The sequence below is a fragment of the Blautia caecimuris genome, assembly GCF_024622975.1.
Taxonomy (GTDB): Bacteria; Bacillota; Clostridia; order Lachnospirales; family Lachnospiraceae; genus Blautia_A; species Blautia_A caecimuris.
Map to the genome: position 1 here is coordinate 46566 of NZ_JANJZT010000005.1, position 23823 is coordinate 70388.

Genomic DNA, 23823 nt, shown 5'->3' on the forward strand with positions numbered 1-23823 from the left:
TTGATACTGGTACAGAGAATACGAAATAAACTGCTGTTTACACAGCACTATTTTGCGTGGAAATCCCCATGGAATTTTAGTATTCCCTCTACTGGTAAGTTTATCACAAATTTCGTTCATTTAAAACCCTACACGCCAAAATATTCATCCAGCTGCTTTTTAAATTCCTCAGGAATGTTCTGTGGAAACGGCATGCTGTCAATATCAGAAAGGCTTTCTGCAATGTGGGCTAAAAGTCTGGCGCTTCTTTCCAGGGACCAGGCAGAAAGTAGTTCCACGGTATCGTAATGAGTATGCATTCCAAAGCCGTCTCTGTTTAAGGTCATGGCAGGGATTCCCTTCCATGCAAAGGTATTGGAGTCGCTTCCCCAGATCTGGTTCTTTGTTGTCATGCCGATCCCTGTCTCACGGGCAAGGTAAGTAAGCATGGCGCACACAGACGGATCCGCGGTAACGCCGATCACGTTTCCGCCAACAAGCTGGCCGGCAAGATCTACATTCATGTTGAATCTGTGCTGATTCAGCTCCTGCTGGTGAAGCTTTACATAATGGCGGCTTCCCAGAAGGCCTTTTTCTTCTGCGCCAAACCATACAAATTCCACGGTTCTTCTTGGCTGATGCTCCTTTAAATAACGGCACACCTCCATAATAATGGCTGCGCCTGCCATGTTGTCATAGGCTCCCGGACCTTCCGGAACAGAATCGTAGTGAGCGGTAAGCGTCAGGATCTCGTCTGCTCTGTCCGTACCCTGGATCCTTGCCTCCACATTGCGGGAGGTGCGCTTTACTTCCTCTTGAATAAGAGTAAGTTGTGCTTTTTTTGCCCCTTCCGTTACCATCTCCACTGCGTCAAGATAGTGAACGCCAACACCCTGGATCAGTTCTTTTTCATTTAAGGATTCGTATACCTTCTGAGGAATGGCGGCAGCTCTTGGGATGCGGTCCTCTCCTTCATCCACAGGAGAACCGCTGATGCTTACAAAGCCTGCAACCCCTGCTTTTATAAGGCGAAGATACAGATCTTTCCGCACGATCTCGTTGACCATAACGATTTTGCCTGCTGCATGAGAAAGACTGATATCGTCTCCGTTTTCCACATACAGAAAATCTGCCTCTGTCCCTTCTTTTGCAGTGCTTCCGCATCTCTGATAGCCGGTTGCCTGATAGGTTTTATGATAGGGCTCTGTAATGGTAAGCTCTGCTTTTGTAATCTCCCAGGTATCAAAGGAAAACTCTTCTATATGACTTTCCATGCCAAAGCTTTTTAATTCTTCCCGGATCAGAGAAGCAGCCTTTTCCTCTGAGGGAGTTCCGGCCTCTCTGATATAGTTAAATTTTGAGACAAAATCCATCTGTCGCTGTCCGCTGATTGTGTTTTTACTCATAATGTCCTCTCCATTGTAATTGATTTGTGATATGGAAGTTACTCTTTCCAGCCTTCCATATGGCGCACGATCCTCTTATAAAAATCAACTGCAGGAGGAAGGGCGGAAAGACTGATATTTTCGTCGATTCCGTGGATGCTCTGATACTGCTGTTCATTGATCTCCAACGGAGCAAAACGGATGCTGTTTTCACACACCGGAGTATAGAATCTGGCGTCTGTGCCTCCTGTCATGGCATATGGAGCCACGATCACACCCGGATACATTTTTTTCACTACATGTTCGATCAGGCGGAACGGCTTTCCCTTATAATCCACCACCGGGCAGGGCTGATGGATCAGGATCGGCTCTGTTTCAATTCCGTATTTTTCAGCGATCTTTGATACCAGAGCCAGACTTTCCTCCACACCCTGATGATGGATAAAGCGCATATTACCTGTAACAGAGGCCTCCTGAGGAATCACATTCAGTCCGTCAGAGCCTTTGGCCATGGTAAAATTAAGGGTTGTGGTGATCATTGCAGCTCCAAGGGGATTTACCTTTGGAAGCAGCTTTTCCAGAAGAGGCTCCAGCTGTCTTTCATATTTCATGACTTTTCCCAGCGGTCCCTCTGTATAAGGAGCCATTCGCCGGAACATTTCCGCTACCGTAGGATTCATTTTTGAGGTAAATGGATTATGGTTCTCGATATCCATCATAAAAGCAGCCAGCCGGGTAAGAGGCGTCTGCTTCTGGGGAACACTGGCATGTCCTCCGTTTCCCTTTGCGGTAAAGCGGATATCGCCATAGCCCTTTTCCAGACATCCTACCATGGCAAAGCGGCCTTTTACTCCCTTCATGGGCTCTTCCTTGATCATTCCGCCTTCGTCCATAAGGAATTTTAAATGTACGCCGTTGTCCTGAAGCCATTTTACGGTAAGGGGAGCTCCCTCTCCGCCGATTTCCTCTGTACAGCTGCTTGCAAGGTAAACATCACACTCCGGCACATAGTCCTTTGAGATCAGCTCCTCCACAGCCTGAAGAAAGCAGAACAGGCTGCCTTTGGTGTCCACGGTTCCTCTTCCCCATACAGCGCCATCTGCAATTTCTCCGCTGAAAGGGTCATGCTTCCACTCTCCGGAGGCCTCCACCACATCCTGATGACTCATAAAGAGAATGGGCTCTCCCTGTCCTTTTCCCTTCCACTTAAAAAGAAGGCTTCCGTTAAATTCGTGTTTTTCACAGACTCTGTGTATATTTGGAAACAGCTGTTCCAGCACTTCATGGAATCTGTAAAATTTGCTGAGATCCTGCTGAAAGGCATTGGAAATCGTCTCGCAGCGGATCATTTTTCCCAGTTTTCCCCCATAAAACAGTTCTCTTTCATTAGCTTTACCGCTCATAATGCTCCTCCTTATCAAAGCTTGTCTTTTTTCCATAAAATATATCCGATCAGCAGCGCCATTCCGCCTGCCGGAATCAGCAGGATACTTGTCTGGGAAATGGCTGCCGGAACAAACACACAGAGAAGAGTCATGGAAAGCAGCGGAATGGCTGCGATCTTCATACTCTTTTTAAAATATTTCAGTCCCAACGCGCCAAAAAGCGCAGGAACTACCGTATCAAATGCAGGGGTCAGCACCGGATTTTCCAGAACCGGTGTCAGCGGAACCAGAAGAAGGACTCCAGCAAAGATCACCAGCATGGTCACAATGGAGCTGGACGCAACGCTCAAAGTAGAAATAATCTCATTTTCCGCAGTTCCCACCTCTGTTTTTGCAATATCCCTGGCATTCATGGCACAGGGGATTTTAAGATTTGTCACATTTCCGGTCAAAAAGGTAAGATAGCTTCCTCCGTTTCCAAGCATGGGTGCGTAAACAAGAAATTCCACAATTCCTACCGGAATATAAACGATCCCCACCTTGATAAACCCATTGATAAATCCTTTAAAGTCCGGGAAAGCTCCGTAGATAGCGCCAAGCATAAAAGGAACTGCAAGAAGCAGAAGTGCTGCGGATATCAGCATGATCCTTCCAAGGCGGTGCTGCTGTCTGTTAAATTCTTCCAGAAATTTTTCTTTATCCATATGATCCTCCTACAGATTGATCAGAACAGCTGCTGCCATTCCGATAATCATACTTACTGCAATACTGAAGTTTTCCAGCCACTCCATTTTTTTCTTTACGATCAGGTATTCAAATACCGCCATAGCCAGGGCGGAAATTCCTGCCACCAGAAGAGGCGTGCTGTTTTTAAAGGCTGTCCAGGTACCCACATAAGAACCGATGTATGCGCTGCACAGACCGATAAACATGGCAATGGTAGCATAGGTGCCAAAGCCGGGTCTGCCGCTGTCATTTTTCTTTTCTTTTTTCTGTACCTTGCCCAGATATTTTTTCAGTCCGAAAATGCAGCAGGTGATGCCGCTTAAAATTCCGGCTGTCATAACCAGGGCTATGGTAGTAAAGGCGCCAATGGACATCTCGCTTACTTTAAGGCCGGAAAGTCCCATTCCGGTTGCCGCGATCTCAGCCACGTTCAGCTCGTACTGTAAAGCTCCCACCACAGAAAGCCTCAGCCAGGATAAGGGAACTCCAAGGCTTCCGCTGAGAGCGATCACGCCCAGAAGGATACTGACGCCCGGAAGAACGGAAAAGGTTGCGCTTGACATAATGGCCCGTCTCATCACCTTCTTATCCATTCCAATGGCGATTCCCGCCCGGTAGCTTTTTACCAGAAACACCACACACATAATCAGGATAAACAAAAGCACGCCGCCTGTGATCAGATAAAAGGGCAGGCTGTTTACCTGTTTCAAATACTCGTTCATCTCTCTTTCCTCCACCTTTGTTTATTCTTTACGATTTTATCACAAAACCATACAAAAAGACAGAACATTTTACCGGTTTCCCTGCCGTAAAATATTCTGTCCCTAAAGCTGTTTTATTTTTTCAGATATTCAAAATATGCAAACAGTCCCTCAGCCATAACAGGATCGATGACCGGAATACCTGCTGCTTCTTCAAGCTCTTTTGCTATTCCGATCGTTGCCATGCCTGTACAGGCAAGAGCAAGCACATCCGCCCCCTGTTCTTTCAGTTTTCTTGCCATATTCACCGTACTTTTCCTGCCTTTTGATGTCATAAGATCCAGTGTGCTGTATACCCCATCCGGTCTTCCTATTAGAAGCTGGTCGGACTTAAGTTTTGCATAAGCTTTGGGGGCATAATCTGTAATCCCAAGTACACCGATTTTTTCTCCGTATTTCCGTGCAAGAGCAAGCGTTGTCTCACCGCCTCCGGTAACCGGGATTCCCGGAAGAGCTTCCCGGATCTCCTCCACTCCCGGATCGTCTGCACAGCTTACAATGATCATATCCACATCCCGGAAGCTTTTGGCAGTTTCCACGATTTTGGGGACTGCAAGCATACAAAGCTCAGGAGAGTGGATTCCTTCATACTGGTCGGGGATGCATTTTGTTTCCACCGTAAGCATTGGAAAATATTGATTCAAAAGTTTTTCGTGAGCCAGAAGAATATCCTGATCCTCTGTTGTCAGGACTCGTATCAGACCTACCTTGAATTTTTTCTCCAAAACAGCCTCCTCCTTTCAGATACAGAACACGCCGTCCTCGATGATCTTCTCATTATCCAGATAAAGGGTGGGACGAAGGATAATTCCGTCCATGTGGCACTCTGCCTTATTCACACCGCCAAAAGAGGTGTTTGTTCCAAAAGCAATGTGCACGGTTCCGTAAACTTTTTCATCTTCAAGAATAATTCCGTTTAATATGGCTGCCTCGTTTGTTCCAATACCAAGCTCACAGAGGGTTCCGTTTGTCTCATTTTTCAGAAGTACATCCAGATTCTCGCTTTTTTCTCCGGTAACAGAACGGAGCCTGCCGCCTGAGATCACCATGTGAAGAGGGCTTTCCAGCTTTCCGATACCCACCATGGAGCCGTCTATGATCATTTCTCCTTCAGAGCCGTTCTCAAGAGGCGCAATATAAGCTTCCCCGGAAGGAAGGTTTCCACACTGTCCCGGCTTTTTGTATACCCCGGGGCTTGGAACGCCGTTTCTTCCCTTCAGGGAAATCTTCAGAACCTTACCGTCCTTTTCAATGCGGGCTTCCGAAGCTTTTGTAAGCTTTTCTGTAATAACCTCTGTCAGCTTTTCTACCTGGTCGTAATCTGCAGTCATCGCCCCTTTGGAAAACATTTCTTCCGTGATCCCGGGCATGGTGGCAACTCTTGTACCTGCCTTTGCAGCCTCTATACGGGCATTGGTGTGAGTTAAAGACTGCGCCGTAGGAGCAACAACCACATCTGCGTTTTTCATGGCTGCCGCAACTGCCTTCGGAGGCTCCTGGCCGCTTAACTCCCTCTCCTTCATCACCATCAGAAGCCGTTCGCAGCCAAGGTTTCCGGCTGCTTCATAAAGAGCTTCCCCGATTCTTTTTCTTGTATCGTCTGTGACAATGAGAACCTCTTCTCCTTCTTTCACTGCCAGACAGGAAGAAAGGATTCCCTCTGCTGTTTTTATCAACTGTTCCATTTTCTTTTTTATCCGATTGAAAAAACGATCGGATTTTCCCTTTCTCCCGGCAACTTCCGGGACATCTGCGTCTGTGTGTAGCCTTACAAATCTGTCAGTTCAGAAACTACACGGGCCAGAAGTGTTCTTGGCAGAACAACCTTCTTACCGGTTTTTTGTGCGAACATTTTTTTCATTTCCTGAGTATATCCAATGCAGTCCAGCACAATAAGATCTCCCTCCATGCCACTTATTTCCTCTGCCGCCTTTTCCAGTTCCCCCCAGTCTCCGTAGGGAGAGGCAGCTACTACGCTTACTTTTTGTACATAATTTTTCCACTTTGCAGCGCACTGCTCCTCCTGAAGGGGAGAAGGGGTCAGGCAGATAATATGTGAGCTTTTGGTAAGCAGAGGAACCACCCTGTCCAGAATATCGCAGGGATAGATCAGAGGGATTTTTTCTGTGGAAAGGCTCTCCGGAAAGTTTCCTGTACAGAACATCATTACAAGAGCACAGCCCTCTTCCTCCATTTTCTTTATAGCCGCCTGAAGGCGCGGCAGGATAAAGCGTTCTGCAAAGGTCACAGAACTGCCGTCTGTAAGTCTGGACACCAGAACATAATCGTCCTTTTCCGGCGCAAAGGCTTTGATCTCCTCTTTTGTAAGACCGTCAAGTCCTCCTGCCTGGATCAGTTCCACAGAGCTGCCAAAGATCCCCATAATATCCTTTGTCACATCCACTCTGGGAGACTGTCCGATTGTAACCGCCCCGATTTTCATATTAGTCATGCCCCCTTATTCGTTTCCAAGAGTCTGCAGATGCTTCATGCTTCCATAAAGCTTCTGTAATCTTGCATATTCCTCCTCGTCATAGAAGCTGCACTGTCCTCTTCCAAAGGCCTTTGCCACCTCAAGCATAAAGCGGGCTGCCTCTTCCACGTCAGCTGCGTGAGTTCCTCCTGTAGCGCAGCCCGGAACCATAGTCTCAGCTGTAATGGCAACGCCTACAACAGGAGCATCTGTTGCTGTACAGGGCTGAAGCACACTGTTCAGATGGTGAACGTCGTTTCCATAGGGTGTGATATCCTGAGTTGCCAGCGGGAACACATACGGAAGCTTTCCTGTTGTGATCTGCATCAGCTCCAGAAGATCCTCAGAGGTTCTTAAAATATATCCTTCTTTTACTGTAGGAGAAATGGCAAAGCCTCTTGTATTGATTACACGGTTTCCCTTTGTGGTATCTACAGAAAGGATGGCGTCAAGCTCCGGAGAAACCTCTTCTCTGTTTACCTGGGACATTTCTACCGGAGAGCCCATAAAAGGAACCGGATCGTGAGGCGCTGTAGGAGCATCCGGACAGATATGGGTGGAAATAAATACGTCTCCGTCCAGAATATCTCCTTTATTCTGCATATCCAGAAGCTTTGCAGCAAGGGCTACGGCACAGAGAGCCCCGTCTCCGTCTGATACAAAGCCGATCCGTTCCGGACGGGCGCCGATTCCGCCAAGGCGTCCCAAAAGTCCAATGGTTGGTGCGTCTCCACCGTTCATTTTTCCGTTTTTGCCCGGAATACGCACTTTCAGCATATCTGTGCTTCCTTTTGGACCTACAAGCTCATATACCTCAATATTTGCATCCGGCTTAATGCCAAGAAGGTATTCCTTTACCTTTTCTCCTGTAACATAAGTGCTGTCCAGCACTTCATATGCATCAATGATCTGTTTCATTAACATGATCCTGTCCTCCTTATTTTTTAAGATAGCTGATCAGATCTTTTTTGATCACGTCCTCAGTTGCTTTTAAAAGCTCCGGTTCAAACATGGTGGGAGAAAGCTTCAGGTTTTCTTTATCTGCTGCAATCACATAAACCTCAAGGTCTTCCTCCATCATGGCTGTAGTTACAGGCTCGCCTGTCTCTGCATTAATTGTCATAATAAGATCCGGGAAGGTTGCCAGTCGCTTACCGTTTTTTTCTGCTGTGGCATATTCATTCCAGAAGGTAAGCTCACATCCGTCCACTGTGGCATATCCCACATCAAAGCCGCCGGTTGTTTCAATGGAAAATTTCTCCACCTTACCTTTTGCAAGTACCCGTCCCTTCAGGAAGCCGCACAGCTCTTTCACGCCCTCCTCCACAGAAGCATCAAGACCTTTTAAGAATGCTTTTCCTGTTTCAATGGCAAACTGTACGCCGCCGGGAGCGCCGTTCTCTTTCGCATAGGATACACTTACCGGATTTCTGGCTACTGCAACCAGACCGCCTGCCTCAATGGAAGCCAGGCGCACCAGCTTTGAGGTATGTTCGATACTTCCCTCAAAAAAACATTCCACATGGCTGCCTGTTTCCGGATTTCCTCCAACACAGGCCTGCACCGTCTTATAATCTGCGATCTTATGAAGATTCATGCTTCCCATAACTCCTGTGGGGTGGGCGCGGCCATTGCAGGGAAGATCCACAAGGGGAAGTCCGAGAACTGCTGCCTGAAGCCATCCGTTTACCGTTGCTTCTCCGCCCTGTTCATTGGTAATGATCCCGGCAACAGGAAAATCACAGTTTCTCTGAAGAAGAACAAAGGTCTTTACCAGATCTGCCGGAGTCATAAACTGATTCTCCGCATTTGGAGCGCCCACCAGGGAGGCGGTCAGTACCATGTCGTTATCGTCAAGATCCTCAGCACTTAAAAGTCTGAGATCTGCATACTCTACCGCAAGCTTTGCGTATTTGCGGCCTTTTTTTGCATCGCCTCCGCCGCCCCCTCCCAGGATGGTTCCTCCGTAAAGGGCAGCGTCAAGAATCTCTTCTGTCAGTTTGATTCCTTTTGTTTCCATAAATCAACCTTCTTTCTAGTGTGAGCTTATGTTACTTTTTCTTTCCAAGAGAAAGCGTTGCTGTGAAGAAACTGTACAGCGCGGCTCCTGCCAGAGAACCTGCGCCCAGAATATTCAGTGTCTGTTCGTTTTCTTTGTTGCGTTTTACAAGAACATAACGTAATACAAGGGCGATCAGGATTGTCAAACCGTTAATAGTGGAGCCTACCAGAAGACCTGTGGCAAAAAGGATGCCAACCTGTCTGGAACCACCCAGAAGCTGGATGATCGCGCCGGGAATCGCCCAGATCACAAGCCATTTGGCAACACCTGCGCCTGCACCGGCTTCAATGGTTGCGGCAAAGGTAGCGTCTACCGGAGCAAACAGTCCCTGGTCAAAATATTTGCCTGCCATAATGGCAACCAGAACAAAGGCAACCACAAATCCGATCATTTCAGAGTAATACTGCTGCTTTCTTCCTTCCAGCTCTAACTCCTGATCCTGACCGCAGCCGCGGAGAATATATCCACATTTCAGGTCATAGGCCATATCAGAAAATGCCGGGCCGGTAGCAGAGGTATAAGCTACAAGGATTCCAAGAGGAATTGCCGGGAAGCCGATTAGCATACCAACGATCAAAAAGATCAAAGCTGTGGCAAATCCCGGGAACCATCCGGAATACATGGCGGAAATACCAACGATCAGCTCAGAAGCAATGGCTGCAAATGCAGAAAATATAACCCAGATAATCAGCTGGAACATACTCATATCTGACCAGATTCCTGTAATTACTGCAAGAAGCACTGCCACGATCAGGTACGCCACATAGCCGCCGCCGAGAGCTTTTTTCATATTTGCCATACTGGAAGAAAACTTACCGGCAGCGCTGTTTCCGTCACTTTTTTTCAAAAGCATACGTCCGCACTGGATCAGGGAAATAAGACCAGCGCCGATCATAATTCCATGAGGCATGTACTGGAACATGGGCTGAGCCATCAGATCAGCGCCTTCTCCGAAAAGATCTGTAATAACCGGAAGGCTTGTTCCAAAAATATCAATGATAAATCCGTTTGTCTTAATAATGCCAATTACAATACTTCCCACGCCAAGAGCTGCCATGGCTGCAAAATCACCAAACCAGGAAACACCCAGAAGGTCTGTTGGAATACCGATCATCTTACCGCCAATACCGATTCCCATACCAGCCAGAAGTAAAAGAGCTTTTTTGCCCTTCTGTACAACTGCAAGAATGGATTCTGCGGAAGCTACGCCCGGAGGCCATGCCCCTTCTGCCGGAAACATTTCGCTGTCAAAGGTTTTATAAAGAATTGTGGCATCAATAATGGTTGCCAGAAAAGCTCCGATCAGCATCGGATACATCAGATCCATTCTTCCCATAATAACCGGTACACCGATGGGAAGAAGGAAGCAGTTGGCCGCTGAAAACGTAGCTCCTGAAATGGATGTCTGGATCAGATTCTGACAGTGGATACTCTGATATTTTTTAAGTATCGCAATGGGAATTCGCGATATGATAATCGCAAACAATGCTCCTACGATCGAGGTGTTGGGCGCCACTCCGGTACGCACGATCAGTTCCAGACCAATGATCGCACCAAGCACACTCATAACAATATTCAGGATCAGAATATGGGGAGCATATGCTTTCGGATGTTTTGATGCATGGATATGAAGCTGTGTGTAGTCTTTGTTTGGGTTGTTACTCATCTTGTCTCCTCCTTTTAGTAAAAAAATAGCCGATGCAGGACCGCCCACATCGGCTTCACGCTTCTTGTGTTAAGATGATATCACTTTAAATCAATAAAATCATCGTTTCCGAAGCACCATTTTTCTATTATAGATTGTGCATAATGCACACTTATTTCGTAAAAATAAAATATTTATTATGTGATTTATTATTCCTTTTGTTTCTTTTTTAAATTTTATTGTTTTATTGCATATATCGTCTTACTTTGCAGGCAAATTCCAGTTCCTGCAGTTCTTCCATATCGTCCAGATCTGTATTTAAAATCTCCTGTATTTTCTGGATACGGTGGGCCATGGTGTTTCTGTGAAGGTAAAGAGCTTCTGCTGCAAGCTTCCTGGAACCATGCTTTTGAGTAAGAACATCAAGAGTTTCCAGAAGAGCGCTTTCATGAGCTCTGTCATATTCTGCCAGCGGCCCCAGTTTTCTCTGAACAAACTGCCCCGTTTCCTCCTGCTGCGCAATATGAAGCAGGATCCTGTCATACTGGAGATCCTTCAGAAAAACAACTGTCTGCTTCTGTTTTTTCATCTTTCGGATCCGGAACCCTTCAGTAATCTCCTGATATATCTCCGGAAGCATCAGATATCCTGTGATCTCCTGGCTTATCAGCGCAAAGCAGGCGCAGTTATTGACTGTTTCTGTTTTTTCAGTCAGTTCCAGAGAAATCTTTTTCAGCATTTCTTCAGAACAGCTGCCTCCTATAATACAAAAACAGGATTTTTTACGGCATACACAGGTCCCCTGTATGTAATATTTTTCCAGAACGCGAAGAGATTCTTTGATCTGTATCTCCCGTTTCATTTCCAGAAGGGGCGAATAATCCCCGTTCTCTTCAAGCTGAAGAGTAATCACTCTTGCCGGAACCGGGGGCCAATGAAGGGCAAAGGTACGATGTTCCACTTCCTCTTCCTGAGTGATCTTGCCTGTCAGAAGCTCCAGAAAAAGCTTCTGATCCTGTTCCAGCTTATTCTGCTGTCCCATCCGGTATCGGGCATCCATATGAATCTGATTTTTTGCCTCCACAACAGCCACCATTACCGGAAAGACAATATCCTGAAACCCCGCATTGTTATTCAGGAAAAAAAGAGGCAGCGCCAGCTGATCAGCCAGTTGAAGCGCTTCCGTCGGAAAATCATCAAAAAATCTTGTTTTGATCGCCAGTGCAGAACAGTTTGCCTCATGCATGTTTTGGATCAGCTCCAGAAGCGCCTCCTTATCGTTGCGGATGGCATAGCCTGTTGTAATTAAAAGAACATGCTCCCGCAGCCATTCCTTCATCTTTGGCTGTTCCATCATGTCATAGGATTCCACTTTGCGCATGAGCCCGTTTTTCCCTGCTACAAGCGAGGCGCCTCCGCTGCTCCATATTTTTTCAATATCTTTTACATATAACTCCATCTAAAAGCCTTCCTCTTTCATAACTCTGTTTTTTTTATGAATAACTAAAAGTATCAAAGGTTCCTTGTGAAATCTGTTCGAGACATGTCATTATAACTAAACGATGTCCTTCAGCATCTATCTGGCAACGGATGCAATTCTGACTGCGGAAGCCATGCCTCCGTCACCATATGATGGATTCTTAATAAAACTGGCTGACAACTGGCTCAGCTCCTGATGATGGTTTATTGAATGAATAATTTCATTTTCCCACCCAAGTAACCTGGAGTTAGAAATAGTTTCAATATCCAGTAATACGTCTGTTATGTTATTTCTATAACTGCAATTATGTTTTTCTATGATATACCGCATAAGTTCCCGTCGCTTGTCCATACTTTTTATATTTGCAGAAGCAGGGGCAGTCCGATAGTTGATCAGTGGTTTTTCAACAATTCCAATACAAGCCTCCGGCGTCGTTTCCAGCATGCTTAAAAAGAAATCCCAGTCCTCAAACCCTGAGCGCATAGATTCATCATAACCGCCGCACTGCTCATAAAATTTTTTACGAAGAATATGGGTTGCCGGACAGCAATTATGAGATAAAAAAGGAACTATCGTTCCGCCGGAAGGACAGACAACTGCATCTAAAACTCCAAAAGTACGCATCCAGGATGACGCAATAACCATGTCAGGACTCTTGCTAAGCAGTTCGCTGACATTTTCAATATATCCGGCTTCAAGCTTATCATCACCGTCAAGGATCAAAACCATTGAGGACTGTGTTTTATTTATTCCGGTATTTCTGGCTGCGGATACCCCCTGATTTTCCTGAAAATATACAGTTATTGGAACCGGTAAATTAACATCATTTTTAATACTGTTTAATATATCAAGAGAATATTGATCTGTGGATCCGTCATCTACAACGATAATCCTTTCAGGCAGTAATGTCTGATTACAGATTGATTGAACTGCTTCCAAAATCATATTACCCTGATTATAGCTGGTTATCACAGCTTCCAGATCTGTTTTTATGTAAGTTTTGCCGTTATTTCTATACAACATTTCACTCCTGTTTCTTTATTTCATATACTTCTCCGTTATTAGAAAGCGCACTCCATATATACTCTTTTTCTATGTTCTCACTCGTAAGCTTAATATATTTCATTATGTAAAGCCTCCGCCACCTTCTGATTTTTATATTTTTCAGCTCAGAAAACTGGAATTTTGTTATTTAGATTTATCCTTGAAAAAACCAATTAAAATTAAAACAATCCCGAAAATTGCTACTGGAATATAAATTACATTAGGTATATGATAAACAAATCTATCAATTCCAGTCATAACAATATAAATTATAATCCCCACACAGATTAAAATGCTTTTATCTTTCACTCTTGTTCTCCTTTACAATTGAAATTTATTGTATCTTCGTAATACTTTCTTCATGGAAAAATGCAGAAAATCTTTTACTCCCGTTTCCGTCCGCTCCGTTTCTTCTTCCGGTGATCTGGCGGAGGGGAGAAGGTCTGAATGTAGTCCTGCCGGATCAGTGCTGCATCCTGTGAAAGGAAAGCAGCTACACGCTCCTGATCGGAAGTTTGCTCCGGGAAGAAGGATGCAAATTTCTGTGCCAGCTGTTCCTCTTTTCCATATAGTTTAAGAGCTCCTTCATATCCTGTCAATTCTCTTAGCACAGCAGTGAATTCTTCATATCTTTTTTCTCTTATCTCCAAATCAACTGTCGCCTTTGCAGTTGTACCATTCAGATAAAGAATTTTCAGCAGAGTATCGTTCTTGGACCGATCCACTGTTACCCACAGAGCCAGCTTTTTTGAGATTAATTTCCCGCCTATCAGCATCCAGTTCTGGCTTCGGTAGATTTCCAGATACTTTTTCATAGCATCATCTTCAAATTCTATTGACTCAAAATGTTCTCCATCCAGCAACTGCTCCAACTGCTTTTTGCTGAGAATCTGATTCAGCACCGGAATGCTTCGGTAAGGTGTACATACATAGCGTCTCATTTTCTGAAACAGAGCCACAACCAGAACTGCTATGCCAAGTAAAAACAGGAAAAGCTCTCCATCCATTTCAATTTTCCCGGTTGCAGTTACCCAAAAGCCCCGCAGAACCAGCACAACACCAACTCCCCACAGTCCAAGAATTAGTAACTTTTTCAGCGGATAAAAATGAATCCATTCGATGATCTGCGCCTGTTGTCTGCCGCTCATAGGTTTATCACACAAAAGTCGGCGGGTGATCCACTGATTTAAAAATTGTGGAATCCATGCAATTCCAAACAGAAAAGCTGCAATACCGGCATAAATGGCAATCCCGATCCATCCAATATCCAGATAAGACTCCAGAAGCAGAGGGAAACTTAGCAGCAGCATAAGGAGAAAAAATGGAGCAGATGACTTCCGGTGTTCCTTTTGGATCTTTAGATCGTTTATGGCAGAATAGATGCACAGGAAAGCGATCATGACTGCTGACATCGCTCCTGACACCCAGTTTTTAAGATCTCCGAACCGCAGGACGTGTTCCTTCCTGTGCATACCATAAAATTTTCCAGTAATACCCGCATAGAGGCAAAATCCCAGGTAGGCTAGAGCAAAAAGCGCCCCTGTCAGTTTCAAAATTGTTTTTCCTGAAAGTTTTCTTTTCTCCATCTTTGTCCTTTTCCTATAAAATCACTATTGCCTGTGCCAATTTATTCTTCTGTTTCCCAGGTAAAGCTGGCTGCCTGTTCGTGGTTTCTGATGCCCTGATTCCTCTTGCTTTATAATACTGGTTTATGCATCCGGTACTCAAAAGCATTAGTCCGTTTTCAGATTTTGGTCCAGAATCACCAGTTCGCCATTACGTTCAATGATGCCAGGCTGAACCACAACGATTTTCAGGCCTTCCTGTAATTCCATGTACTGTGAAGCATAACCCCAGACCTTGACCTGATTGCCTTCCTCAAGCCAAATGGCAGGGCTTACAGTACCATCCTCATTCAAAATCTGGTTGGCAATACAGTAAAGCTGGCCGGTTGTATCCTCTGCGATGTAGAGAGATACATCCGAAGCGAGCGGCGTACCGGCAATAGATTTATATTCACCGACTTCTTCGCCCCAAATAGTGCCTTCACTGTAAAATCCAACGGCCATATTTTCTTCGTATCCCTCGATGATTGCATTGAAATCCTGAGCATACGGCTCCATCTCGGCTGTTGTCGTATCCTTGTAAGTTGCAATCTTTTCATTTGATACCTGTTCTTTTATTTCCTGCGGCTGATAATCCTTGTATTCAAAAATATTATCCGAAGCAAGTGTGATCGCTGTGTAGTCGTCACCCAGCATGACTTTATAAACAGCAATCTCATCATCACCAACAGTACGATTGATGTCGATATTTCCTGCGGAATTCAGTTCATATCCCTCTACACCTTCCAATGCCTTTTGTAAGGCTGTGTCAGACATAGCACAGTTGATCCCATTAAGTGTTACAAAGAAATCAGGATCTGGTCGATTCTTATCGGCAGAATATTCCAGTTCTACCACCGTCCCGCCCCCAGCAGGCTTACATGGCTCTGTCCCGTCATTTACGATTGCTACATCCATTTCCTGACCGTCTTTGGAAAGTTCCCCATAAATGCGATCGCCGGGCTGCAGAGAAACCTCATCTACATCATATTCTTCTGTTTCCAGACTCCATCCGGCCTGTATCAGCCGGGAAGTTTCCAGGGGAAGCGTATAGTGAGTACCATCCAGTATGAACTCAGGTGTTCCGTCATTTTTCAGCTGAGACAAAATGGCCTCATCTGTACACCCCTTATCACTGCCCGCAGCTGCCTGAGGTTTTGAAACGTATCCGGTCAGCATGCTGCCTGCCAGTACACATCCTGTCAGTAAAGTAATCCATTGTTTTTTCATAAGCATAAGTCCTTTCTGCGATAATATCCATTTGTTTTATGTATAACCCAAGTCGTATTCTGTATAACTGGCGATTATGCTCCTATCAGCAATCCGGCCACAAAAAGTATGATCAGAAAGACAATAAGACACATCCCACAGAAAACTGCAATCGTAGTTTTTACTTTGTGCCGCTCCTTTAATGTCAGGACCATCATGGCAAATACATCAAAGAAAAAAAAGAACTGACAGATTCCACCCAAAACCGCAAGCCATTTCGGATGTACGCCGTCTTTACACGACTTTATCAGATAAGCGATCGCATAGGGAGATGCCCCCAACAGAATCCCGTATCCTAAAATCAAAAACACAATGGTTAACCAGTCCAAACAATGCCATCAGCGGCAATGGGAAGAATGCTATCAGCGTTACATATACTGTGATGCTCCCTCCGATCAGGTAGAACGGGATCAGTCCATACTTGATGATCAAAGTGCAGTTCAGCAATGTCTTTCTTGACCACTTTCTTCCTACGATCAGCACAACGATCAAATTGACGATCCCCATGATAAAGGGCAGAAGGATCGATACTATCTGCAATGTGATCGCATTGCCAAAACAGACTGCCAAAAGAAAGAATGTATAAGACACAATTACATAGAGTACCGGGAGGATATAAGTCATTTAACAGCCTCCTTTCTTCGCCGGATCAGGCTGATAATTATTCATTCTTCCCCATCACCATAGTCTCCTGTATTCTGTCCGTCACATGCTCCAGCAGATAAAAGATCGTCTCGTAATGGATGTACTGCAGGATATTTTCGTCAAACATAAATTTCAGGTTTGCGGGAAATTCCTCGTCTCCCTCCCAGAACTGAAGGATCACAGGCAAAAAAGAAAACGGGTACAGCTTTACCGCCACATCGCCTTTCAAATCTGTTTTTTCACCAAAAGATTCACAGGCCTTTTCAAGAGCCGCTACCTTTCCGTTAAAGCTGTCAGCGGTTTTCTGGAACAGATTTACTCCCGGAGGATTCGCCTTCACAATACCCTTCAGCATATTGATGGAACAAAATTTTCCGGACAGACTGCAGCTATCTTTTGAATAGCAAAGCACATCATAGATTGTCATGGACTCATTGAAATTTCCTTCAGTGACTGAGTGAAACCCGTCCTCAGACCATTCCACCACACCGTTTTTGCGGTTGATTCTGTAGGGTCTTCCCATAAAATCCAGGTACAGATACTGTCTGTCATTTTTCAGTGAAAATTTCTGAATCATTTTTTCCTGGTCATATTTTATAAATTCATCCCGCATCCTGTTCCGTGTGATCTCATAATTGGATACTTTCATTTTTCCCTCTTTCTTAATCTGCAGCTTCCAAATCAGCTGATTCGGTTATAGCTGTCATATTTTTATATTTCCGGTAAGTTTTATAAAAAGTCTGTCAAAAATCTCACAGCCTGATATTTCATAGACTTCATTGATTATTTTTGATTTTATCATACATTTACAGAAAAAGACAGAGTATTCTTACGGCCTGAAGCCAAATAAATACTCTGTCTTAAAAAACTTAAAAAATGATAGAATCTATATTTTTATTCCTGAAATCTTCTCTGTTCTCTTTCGCAGCTGATTATCAGCAGGTCTTTGCGTTCAGGCTGTATACTGTCCTGCAAGCACAGTCCTGCGCACTTTTTTCCTGACAAAGAAAAAGCATACTGCCTGAAGCACAATGGTAACCGTCCAGGATGCAGGATAGGAAATAAAAAGAAAATCAAGGGATCTGTGAGCCGGAAATACCAGGTAGATCCAGATAATCCTCATTCCAACCGTTCCGATCACGGAAAGAATCATGGGTACAGCAGAATAGCCCATTCCGCGCAGCGCTCCCGGAAAAAGATCCATAATCCCACAGAGAAAATAAGGAACTGTGGTAAAGGCAAGGATCTCCAGTCCGCAGGCTATCACATCTGCCTCGCTGGTGTAAATCCTGAGAAGGCCGGAACCAAAGAACCAGGCTCCAAAACCCAGGCTAAAGGAAACTCCTACGGTAAGAATCATGCAGTTTACAAGAACTTTGTCCATTCGTTTCAGTTTACCCACTCCATAATTCTGACTGGTAAAGCTCATACATGCCTGAGTAACAGAATTGGCTGCAGCATAAAGGAAGCCAAAAATATTGTTGGCAGCCGTATATCCTGCCATGGCAACGGAGCCAAAGGAATTTACAGAGGACTGCAGCATTGCATTGGAAAAATTAATAACTGTGCTTTGAAGTCCTGCCGGAATACCTACCTGAAAGATCTGCTTCAGGTACTTCCACTTAATAGTAAGTCTGGAAAAACGGAGCTGATAGCTGCTCTCTGATTTATACAGGCATCGCAAAACCAGAATACAGGAAATCATCTGAGCGATAATGGTTGCAATGGCAACTCCCGCTACATCCAGACGGAACCGGATCACCAGAATCAGGTTCAGAACCGCATTGGTGATTCCTGAAATGATCAGAAACAAAAGCGGTCTTTTAGTATCTCCCACAGATCTTAAAATAGCTGCCCCGTAATTGTACAGCATAAAAAAAGGCATTCCGATAAAATAAATCCGCATATAAAGGGCTGACTGGTCAATTACATCTGCCGGAGTACCCATAAGCTCCAGGGCGAATCTGGAAAAGACCAGTCCCACAAATGCCATCACAACGCCGCTGATCAGAGCAAACATAATAGAAGTATGTACGGTCTCGGACATTTCCTTTGCTTTTCCGGAAGCATAAAAACGGGCGCTTAGCACATTTGCTCCCAGAGAAACACCTATAAACAGATTGGTAAAAATATTAATCAGCGCTGTAGTTGATCCTACGGCTGCCAGAGAACGGCTGCCGCTGAATCTTCCCACCACCACAATATCCACTGCATTAAACATCAGCTGCAAAATGCCGGACAACATCAGCGGAATCGAAAATGAAATAAGCTTGGGCATAATCGAGCCATTGCACATATCAATTTCGTATTTGCTGTTTTTCAATTTTCTCTCCTCTTTTCCCTGTTTAAAATAAAATATTTTTTATATTCCCGTAGTTTCGGGAAGTATTTTTCAGTCAGCCAGACTTCCCAGATAATAAAAGCCTTTACACTCCTCAAGCTTTACATTTACATAAGTGCCCAGAAGACTTTCATCTGCCGGAAAATGTACCAGAAGATTGTACTGGGTCCTTCCGGTAAAAATTCCCTTCTCCTTGCTTTCCTCTTCTACCAGAACCTCCTGAACGGTTCCTGCAAACCGGGAGGAACGGATTCTTCCCTGCTCCTGTACAAGGGCAAGAAGACGGTTAAAACGCTCCTTTGTCACATCTGCCGGAACCTGATCCTCTTTGGCGGCTGCCGGAGTTCCGGTGCGTTTGGAATAAATAAAGGTAAAGGCAGTATCGTATCCGGCTTTTTTTACCACATCCAGAGTCTCCTGGAAATCTTCCTCTGTCTCTCCCGGGAAGCCTACAATAATATCCGTTGTAAGAGAAATATCCGGGATGGCAGTACGGATTTTTTCTACCAGGTTCAGATATTTCTCTTTGTCATAGCGACGGTTCATCTCCTTCAGAACACGGCTGCTGCCGGACTGAAGAGGAAGGTGGAGATGATGGCAGATTTTTTTGCTTTTTGCCATTACCTCAATCAGCTCATCAGAAAGGTCCTTCGGATGAGAAGTCATAAAACGGATGCGCTTCAGTCCTTCCACTTCTTCCAGCATGGTAAGAAGCTGGGCAAAGGTCACTGGATTTTCCAGAGTTTTTCCATAGGAATTTACATTCTGTCCCAGAAGCATTACTTCGGAAACTCCGTCTGCCACAAGACGTTCCACTTCCTTTACAATGGCTTCCGGTTTCCGGCTTCTCTCTCTTCCTCTAACATAAGGCACAATACAGTAGCTGCAGAAGTTATTGCAGCCAAACATGATATTTACACCGGATTTGAACGTATAGTTGCGCTCTGTGGGAAGATCCTCCACGATCTGATCCGTTCCCTCCCAGATATCCACGATCTGCATGTCAGATAACAGCATATCGTAAAAAAGCTCTGCAAACTTAAAAATATTGTGGGTTCCAAACACCAGATTTACAAAAGAATAGGTTTTTTTGATTTTTTCTACTACCTGAGGCTCCTGCATCATGCATCCAAAAAGAACTATCTTCATATCCGGATTCTGATCCTTCAGACTGTGAAGATGGCCCAGACGTCCGTACACCTTCAGATTGGCATTTTCGCGGACGGTACAGGTATTGTAAATTACAACATCTGCCTCCTCACTGTCCTGACGGACATATCCGATTTCGTCCATGATTCCGGCTACAGCCTCAGACTGTTTTTCATTCATCTGACAGCCAAAGGTAGTAAGACAATAGGTCAGAGGACGCCCGATGGTCTGCATTTTCTGCTGTGTCAAAGCTCTGGCCAGCTCAATAAAGGAACGCTGGCGTTCTGTTTCATTCTGTATCTCTTTTGTTTCTGTATCTTTTATCATAAATATATCTGCTCCTTGTTTCTTTTTTTATTTTTCTATGATACAAGAATTTTATAATTCTGTCAAAATTTTTCCGGATGCAGTGAATAAACAACAGCAACGAGCCAAAATTCATTTCAGATTTCCTGCGGCAATGGAATTTTGGCTTGTATGTCTCGGGGTTTTAGCATATTTTGTCAAACTTCCATGATATACAGGAAAAATAGCAATCATCGAAGATAATCTGGCATGTATTCTGACCGGGCTGCCGGGAACAGAGTAAACAACAAGGCCATCGTTGCCTCAAAAAACACCCGGCAGTTCTCAGGAATCAGCTCCTGAAGTCTGCCGGGATCAACATTTTAAGCGGTTATTTAAAGTTCGCCTACAGAAAAAATATACTCCAGAGGAATCGTGTAAATCTGCTGATACCGGTTTTCCAGAAGAGAGCTTTCCTCTTCACCCATACCGGACGGCAGCTCTATCCGAAAAGACGGCTGCCGGGTAAGCTCCGCATAATATCTTTCCGGTGTCCCTTCTCCCTGAACTGCATGCTCTTTTTTCTGCTGTTCCAGAGAAAACTTTTCCATGCAAAATCCTGCCTGCTTCTGAAAATGTCTTGCCAGCCGATAGCTTTTCTGGTTTACCCCAAAAGCCTGAGGCTGCCTGAAATATACGATTCTTTTATCTGCCTGTCCAAAAGAAAAAAATCCTTTTCCCTGATATTCCTGCAAAATACGCACCAGAGCCTTTGTTTCATTTTCACTGGCAGGCTCATGATAAATCCGCATTTTCCTGTAATAGCTGGTTGGAAAATTTTTCTGCAGATTCATGCCTCTTGCGTTACAGAAATATTCTGTGCAGGCTGTCTCCTGCATACGGAGCATCTGTCGGTAAACGGGATTTCGTATTACCGTGTAACCTTTTTCATAGATCTCATATCCGTCAGGATTCAGAAGGGGAATGAAACATATCTTCCACCCGGAAAGAAGCTGCTTCACGTCATAAAGCTCTTCCAGCACCCATCCGCATTCCCATGCCCGACAGTATTCCTTTGCCATGCGAAGAAGACAGGACGGCATATGCCGCTCCGTTCCGTTCAGCCCGCTGACACAAAAAATCACCTGGTCTCCCTGTCCCACCTCGATCATGGGAATCATCCGTTCATCATGACTGTTTCCAATTACCCGGAACTGCGCAATCGCCCTGTATCTCCGGGCAGTTTCCCATAGTTCATAATATAAATTCTCATAAGCAAAAATTGTTGTTTCCATCATCTGCCTGTCCCCCTGCCCTTCATACTGAATATATATGAAAAGAGACAGGCTTTTAGACCTGTCTCCTTTATGGGCAAATTCTGTCAGATATGCTCAGAAGTTCTATCAGATATCTTCTTTTTTACGTTTTCTTACAAGCACATAGCCTCCCGCCAGCAGAGAGAAAGCTGCCAGAACGGACATGGTTCCAATCGGAGATTCATCTGCTGTGGATACGGCTGACTTGGACGTAGAATCGGAATCCTTTTCTGAAGCCGCCTCTGTCGCCTTAATATCTGCAACAGAGCCTCCGCTTGTTCCGTCATAGTTCAGACCGTCGTCCGGATGTTCCTTATTATAATTGTCAATATAATCTTTCCATTCGGCATCAGAAATTTCTGCTGAACTAAAGGAAGTTTTCATGTATTCAATTACATCTGTATCTGTCCATTCCGTACCATTATAAGTCTGTTTCTGGAAAAAGATGTACAGAGGATAGGTAGCCGCCTCCCGGATTCCTTTTTCCTGAGAACCGATTCTCCATGACTTGTTTTTTGTTCCGTTTACAGACATGGACCAGTACAGCGGAATCCATCTCTCATCGCCGGAAACCGGATCAGTGTCGTTCTGTCCTGCGCCTACTACCTGGAAATCATAGAATTTCCTTGGATAGAACTGCAGCGGATTTTCCAGACCTGTCACCTTACTTTCTGTCACTTCATACTTACGCGGCGCGCGGGTGGTTACAGTTGGTGAAACAGTCGGAGAAGCCGGCCGGCTGCTGCTGTTAAGTTTCAGCACTCTTAACTGGGCGGAGCCGTTATCCGGTTTTGCCGCAACTACAAGCCAGGAATCCTTTTCCGGAACCTTTTCTGCCTTTACGGTAAAGGTTGTATTTGCTTTTGCCGGAGTTTTTGCCTTACTGGAATCATACAGTTTTTTGATAGTATTTGTATCACTTCCTGCATCTACAAAATAATAATACCATTTGCAGTCCTTTGTTGTAGACATTTTTGCAGTTACTGTATTATGATCCATCCATTTCAGAGATTTGCTCTGATAAGTTAAAAATGACGGAGAAGCTGTAGGTGTGGGACTTGGTGTCACGGTAGCAGATGCGTTTACCTTCAGCACTGCGCTTAATCCATCCTCGCCCAGCACAACGGAATAATCCTCTGTATCATAAGCCAGCTGCTCTGCCGCTGCCTTAAACTCTTCGGAAGTAACATCTGTGCCATCTGCCTTTTTCCCTGCTCTTGCCACAGTTTTTTTATCTGCCGGAGCTGCGGCTGTCAGAGAGATGGAGGAACCTGTCAGCACATCTGTCACAACCACTGATGCATCCTGATCCAGATAAAGGTTTGCCCCGGTATTCTCCTTTATGGCAACTGTGCCCTGTACGGCAATATCCGTATTGCTGTAGACAGCTCCCATGGCTCCGGTATTTCCGGTAATCGTGCCGCCTTTCAGTACAAGACTTCCCCCGCTATTGGAAACAGCGCCGCCTTTTGCAGTGGTGTTATTTCCTGTCAGAGTGACACCTGCTGAAATGCCGAAAGCGCCGGAATCGCTGACATCTGCCAGGCTTCCCTCGGAAGGTTCTTCCTCACCTTTTCCGTTGCTTCCGTCTACAGTAAGATCAGAACCGTCTTTTACAGAAAACTGAAGCTCGCTGCCCTGTCCGGCAACGGTGAACATTGTTCCGTTAAATACTGTTCCGTCTTCCTTCTGCTCTCTGCGAATGGTGATTCCCTGAGAAGCAGCCACAATGCTGACCTTTTTGCCGGAAACAGAAATGGTTCCTGACAATGCAAGGCTGTCTGTGATCTCGATCACAGTGGATTCCTGAGCGCCGCTTTCTATGGTGGGAGCAGCATCGACCGCCTCCTGAAGTGTCTTATAATAGGTTACCGTTTCCTGATTATTTTCATCTATGGTAGTAATGGAAATTCCTGTTGGCTCATTTTCCAGAGTTTCCGGGGCTTCTGAAGGAACTGCCTCCGGTGTTGTCTCTGTTTCCGGAACCTGTGTAGGCTCTGCCGGTGTCTCCGGAACTGTGGGTGTTTCTGTGGGTTCTGCAGGAGTCTCGGTAGGCGCTTCCGGTGTTGTTTCAGGCGTCTGTGTAGGCTCTGCTTCCGGTGTTGGCTCTCCTCCTTCTTCCTGAGGAATCTCGCCGGAATTCTCTCCCTCAGTTACTTCAGATGAAGCTGCAGGGATATCATTTTCTGCTGCCAGAGCAGCGGAAGGAACGGTTCCGGCAGTCATGGCTCCAGCCAAAAGAATTGCAAATAACTGTTTTTTTCTCATTATGTC

At 45.1% G+C, this 23823-nt stretch carries 21 protein-coding genes; all 21 read right to left on the reverse strand.

Features of this window, described 5'->3' with window-relative positions; genetic code table 11:
- Nucleotides 1–128: 128 nt before the first annotated feature.
- Entirely contained in the window at nt 129–1385 is a 1257-nt protein-coding gene (locus NSA57_RS04840; RefSeq protein WP_147598965.1) for a M28 family metallopeptidase, read from the reverse strand.
- Nucleotides 1386–1423: 38 nt separating this feature from the next.
- Nucleotides 1424–2767 carry a M20/M25/M40 family metallo-hydrolase gene (locus NSA57_RS04845; RefSeq protein ID WP_257464178.1) on the reverse strand — a complete coding sequence of 448 codons (1344 nt, stop codon included), beginning with the start codon at nt 2765–2767 and terminating at the stop codon, nt 1424–1426.
- Between the two features lie 14 nt (nt 2768–2781).
- Nucleotides 2782–3453 carry a hypothetical protein gene (locus NSA57_RS04850; protein ID WP_022067492.1) on the reverse strand — a complete coding sequence of 224 codons (672 nt, stop codon included), beginning with the start codon at nt 3451–3453 and terminating at the stop codon, nt 2782–2784.
- Nucleotides 3454–3462: 9 nt separating this feature from the next.
- Nucleotides 3463–4197: a DUF5058 family protein gene (locus NSA57_RS04855; protein ID WP_022067493.1), complete on the reverse strand. Its 735-nt coding sequence runs from the start codon at nt 4195–4197 to the stop codon at nt 3463–3465.
- A 113-nt stretch (nt 4198–4310) separates the two neighbouring features.
- Nucleotides 4311–4961, reverse strand: coding sequence for an aspartate/glutamate racemase family protein (locus tag NSA57_RS04860; protein ID WP_257464179.1), 651 nt, complete (start codon nt 4959–4961; stop codon nt 4311–4313).
- Between the two features lie 15 nt (nt 4962–4976).
- Nucleotides 4977–5921, reverse strand: a complete 945-nt coding sequence (locus NSA57_RS04865) for an aminopeptidase (protein ID WP_022067495.1) — start codon at nt 5919–5921, stop codon at nt 4977–4979.
- Nucleotides 5922–6004: 83 nt separating this feature from the next.
- Nucleotides 6005–6688: an AroM family protein gene (locus NSA57_RS04870; protein ID WP_330601491.1), complete on the reverse strand. Its 684-nt coding sequence runs from the start codon at nt 6686–6688 to the stop codon at nt 6005–6007.
- 6 nt (nt 6689–6694) lie between these two features.
- Nucleotides 6695–7633 carry a DUF1177 domain-containing protein gene (locus tag NSA57_RS04875; RefSeq protein WP_173752137.1) on the reverse strand — a complete coding sequence of 313 codons (939 nt, stop codon included), beginning with the start codon at nt 7631–7633 and terminating at the stop codon, nt 6695–6697.
- 13 nt (nt 7634–7646) lie between these two features.
- Nucleotides 7647–8729 carry an S-methyl thiohydantoin desulfurase family protein gene (locus tag NSA57_RS04880; protein WP_147598960.1) on the reverse strand — a complete coding sequence of 361 codons (1083 nt, stop codon included), beginning with the start codon at nt 8727–8729 and terminating at the stop codon, nt 7647–7649.
- A 31-nt stretch (nt 8730–8760) separates the two neighbouring features.
- The gene (locus NSA57_RS04885) at nt 8761–10437 is read right to left on the reverse strand and encodes an OPT/YSL family transporter (RefSeq protein WP_257464180.1); all 1677 of its coding nucleotides are present in this window, start codon (nt 10435–10437) and stop codon (nt 8761–8763) included.
- Nucleotides 10438–10660: 223 nt separating this feature from the next.
- Nucleotides 10661–11875, reverse strand: coding sequence for a PucR family transcriptional regulator (locus NSA57_RS04890; RefSeq protein WP_257464181.1), 1215 nt, complete (start codon nt 11873–11875; stop codon nt 10661–10663).
- Nucleotides 11876–11992: 117 nt separating this feature from the next.
- The gene (locus tag NSA57_RS04895) at nt 11993–12919 is read right to left on the reverse strand and encodes a glycosyltransferase family A protein (protein WP_257464182.1); all 927 of its coding nucleotides are present in this window, start codon (nt 12917–12919) and stop codon (nt 11993–11995) included.
- 165 nt (nt 12920–13084) lie between these two features.
- Nucleotides 13085–13249: a hypothetical protein gene (locus NSA57_RS04900; RefSeq protein WP_257464183.1), complete on the reverse strand. Its 165-nt coding sequence runs from the start codon at nt 13247–13249 to the stop codon at nt 13085–13087.
- Nucleotides 13250–13323: 74 nt separating this feature from the next.
- Nucleotides 13324–14526: a hypothetical protein gene (locus NSA57_RS04905; protein ID WP_257464184.1), complete on the reverse strand. Its 1203-nt coding sequence runs from the start codon at nt 14524–14526 to the stop codon at nt 13324–13326.
- A gap of 147 nt (nt 14527–14673) precedes the next feature.
- The gene (locus tag NSA57_RS04910; protein WP_257464185.1) at nt 14674–15774 is read right to left on the reverse strand and encodes a hypothetical protein; all 1101 of its coding nucleotides are present in this window, start codon (nt 15772–15774) and stop codon (nt 14674–14676) included.
- Between the two features lie 273 nt (nt 15775–16047).
- Nucleotides 16048–16437, reverse strand: coding sequence for a hypothetical protein (locus NSA57_RS04915; protein ID WP_257464186.1), 390 nt, complete (start codon nt 16435–16437; stop codon nt 16048–16050).
- A 37-nt stretch (nt 16438–16474) separates the two neighbouring features.
- Nucleotides 16475–17107: a DUF3786 domain-containing protein gene (locus NSA57_RS04920; protein ID WP_257464187.1), complete on the reverse strand. Its 633-nt coding sequence runs from the start codon at nt 17105–17107 to the stop codon at nt 16475–16477.
- A gap of 303 nt (nt 17108–17410) precedes the next feature.
- Nucleotides 17411–18754, reverse strand: a complete 1344-nt coding sequence (locus tag NSA57_RS04925) for an MATE family efflux transporter (RefSeq protein WP_257464245.1) — start codon at nt 18752–18754, stop codon at nt 17411–17413.
- Between the two features lie 96 nt (nt 18755–18850).
- A complete protein-coding gene (gene miaB / locus NSA57_RS04930) occupies nt 18851–20275 on the reverse strand; it encodes a tRNA (N6-isopentenyl adenosine(37)-C2)-methylthiotransferase MiaB (protein ID WP_257464188.1) in 1425 nt (474 codons plus the stop codon).
- Nucleotides 20276–20628: 353 nt separating this feature from the next.
- Nucleotides 20629–21531, reverse strand: coding sequence for a M14 family zinc carboxypeptidase (locus tag NSA57_RS04935; protein ID WP_257464189.1), 903 nt, complete (start codon nt 21529–21531; stop codon nt 20629–20631).
- A 105-nt stretch (nt 21532–21636) separates the two neighbouring features.
- Nucleotides 21637–23817, reverse strand: coding sequence for a hypothetical protein (locus NSA57_RS04940; RefSeq protein WP_257464190.1), 2181 nt, complete (start codon nt 23815–23817; stop codon nt 21637–21639).
- Nucleotides 23818–23823: the final 6 nt, after the last annotated feature.

Excerpts from the sequence above, each read along its gene's own strand:
- NSA57_RS04910 (WP_257464185.1), bottom strand. The coding sequence starts at position 15,774 with ATGAAAAAACAATGGATTACTTTACTGACAGGATGTGTACTGGCAGGC.
- NSA57_RS04870 (WP_330601491.1), bottom strand. The coding sequence starts at position 6,688 with ATGACTAATATGAAAATCGGGGCGGTTACAATCGGACAGTCTCCCAGA.
- NSA57_RS04895 (WP_257464182.1), bottom strand. The coding sequence starts at position 12,919 with ATGTTGTATAGAAATAACGGCAAAACTTACATAAAAACAGATCTGGAA.
- NSA57_RS04915 (WP_257464186.1), bottom strand. The coding sequence starts at position 16,437 with ATGACTTATATCCTCCCGGTACTCTATGTAATTGTGTCTTATACATTC.
- NSA57_RS04920 (WP_257464187.1), bottom strand. The coding sequence starts at position 17,107 with ATGAAAGTATCCAATTATGAGATCACACGGAACAGGATGCGGGATGAA.
- NSA57_RS04885 (WP_257464180.1), bottom strand. The coding sequence starts at position 10,437 with ATGAGTAACAACCCAAACAAAGACTACACACAGCTTCATATCCATGCA.
- NSA57_RS04875 (WP_173752137.1), bottom strand. The coding sequence starts at position 7,633 with ATGTTAATGAAACAGATCATTGATGCATATGAAGTGCTGGACAGCACT.
- NSA57_RS04845 (WP_257464178.1), bottom strand. The coding sequence starts at position 2,767 with ATGAGCGGTAAAGCTAATGAAAGAGAACTGTTTTATGGGGGAAAACTG.
- NSA57_RS04940 (WP_257464190.1), bottom strand. The coding sequence starts at position 23,817 with ATGAGAAAAAAACAGTTATTTGCAATTCTTTTGGCTGGAGCCATGACT.
- NSA57_RS04855 (WP_022067493.1), bottom strand. The coding sequence starts at position 4,197 with ATGAACGAGTATTTGAAACAGGTAAACAGCCTGCCCTTTTATCTGATC.
- NSA57_RS04865 (WP_022067495.1), bottom strand. The coding sequence starts at position 5,921 with ATGGAACAGTTGATAAAAACAGCAGAGGGAATCCTTTCTTCCTGTCTG.
- NSA57_RS04840 (WP_147598965.1), bottom strand. The coding sequence starts at position 1,385 with ATGAGTAAAAACACAATCAGCGGACAGCGACAGATGGATTTTGTCTCA.
- NSA57_RS04935 (WP_257464189.1), bottom strand. The coding sequence starts at position 21,531 with ATGATGGAAACAACAATTTTTGCTTATGAGAATTTATATTATGAACTA.
- NSA57_RS04905 (WP_257464184.1), bottom strand. The coding sequence starts at position 14,526 with ATGGAGAAAAGAAAACTTTCAGGAAAAACAATTTTGAAACTGACAGGG.
- NSA57_RS04880 (WP_147598960.1), bottom strand. The coding sequence starts at position 8,729 with ATGGAAACAAAAGGAATCAAACTGACAGAAGAGATTCTTGACGCTGCC.
- NSA57_RS04890 (WP_257464181.1), bottom strand. The coding sequence starts at position 11,875 with ATGGAGTTATATGTAAAAGATATTGAAAAAATATGGAGCAGCGGAGGC.
- miaB (WP_257464188.1), bottom strand. The coding sequence starts at position 20,275 with ATGATAAAAGATACAGAAACAAAAGAGATACAGAATGAAACAGAACGC.
- NSA57_RS04850 (WP_022067492.1), bottom strand. The coding sequence starts at position 3,453 with ATGGATAAAGAAAAATTTCTGGAAGAATTTAACAGACAGCAGCACCGC.
- NSA57_RS04925 (WP_257464245.1), bottom strand. The coding sequence starts at position 18,754 with ATGTGCAATGGCTCGATTATGCCCAAGCTTATTTCATTTTCGATTCCG.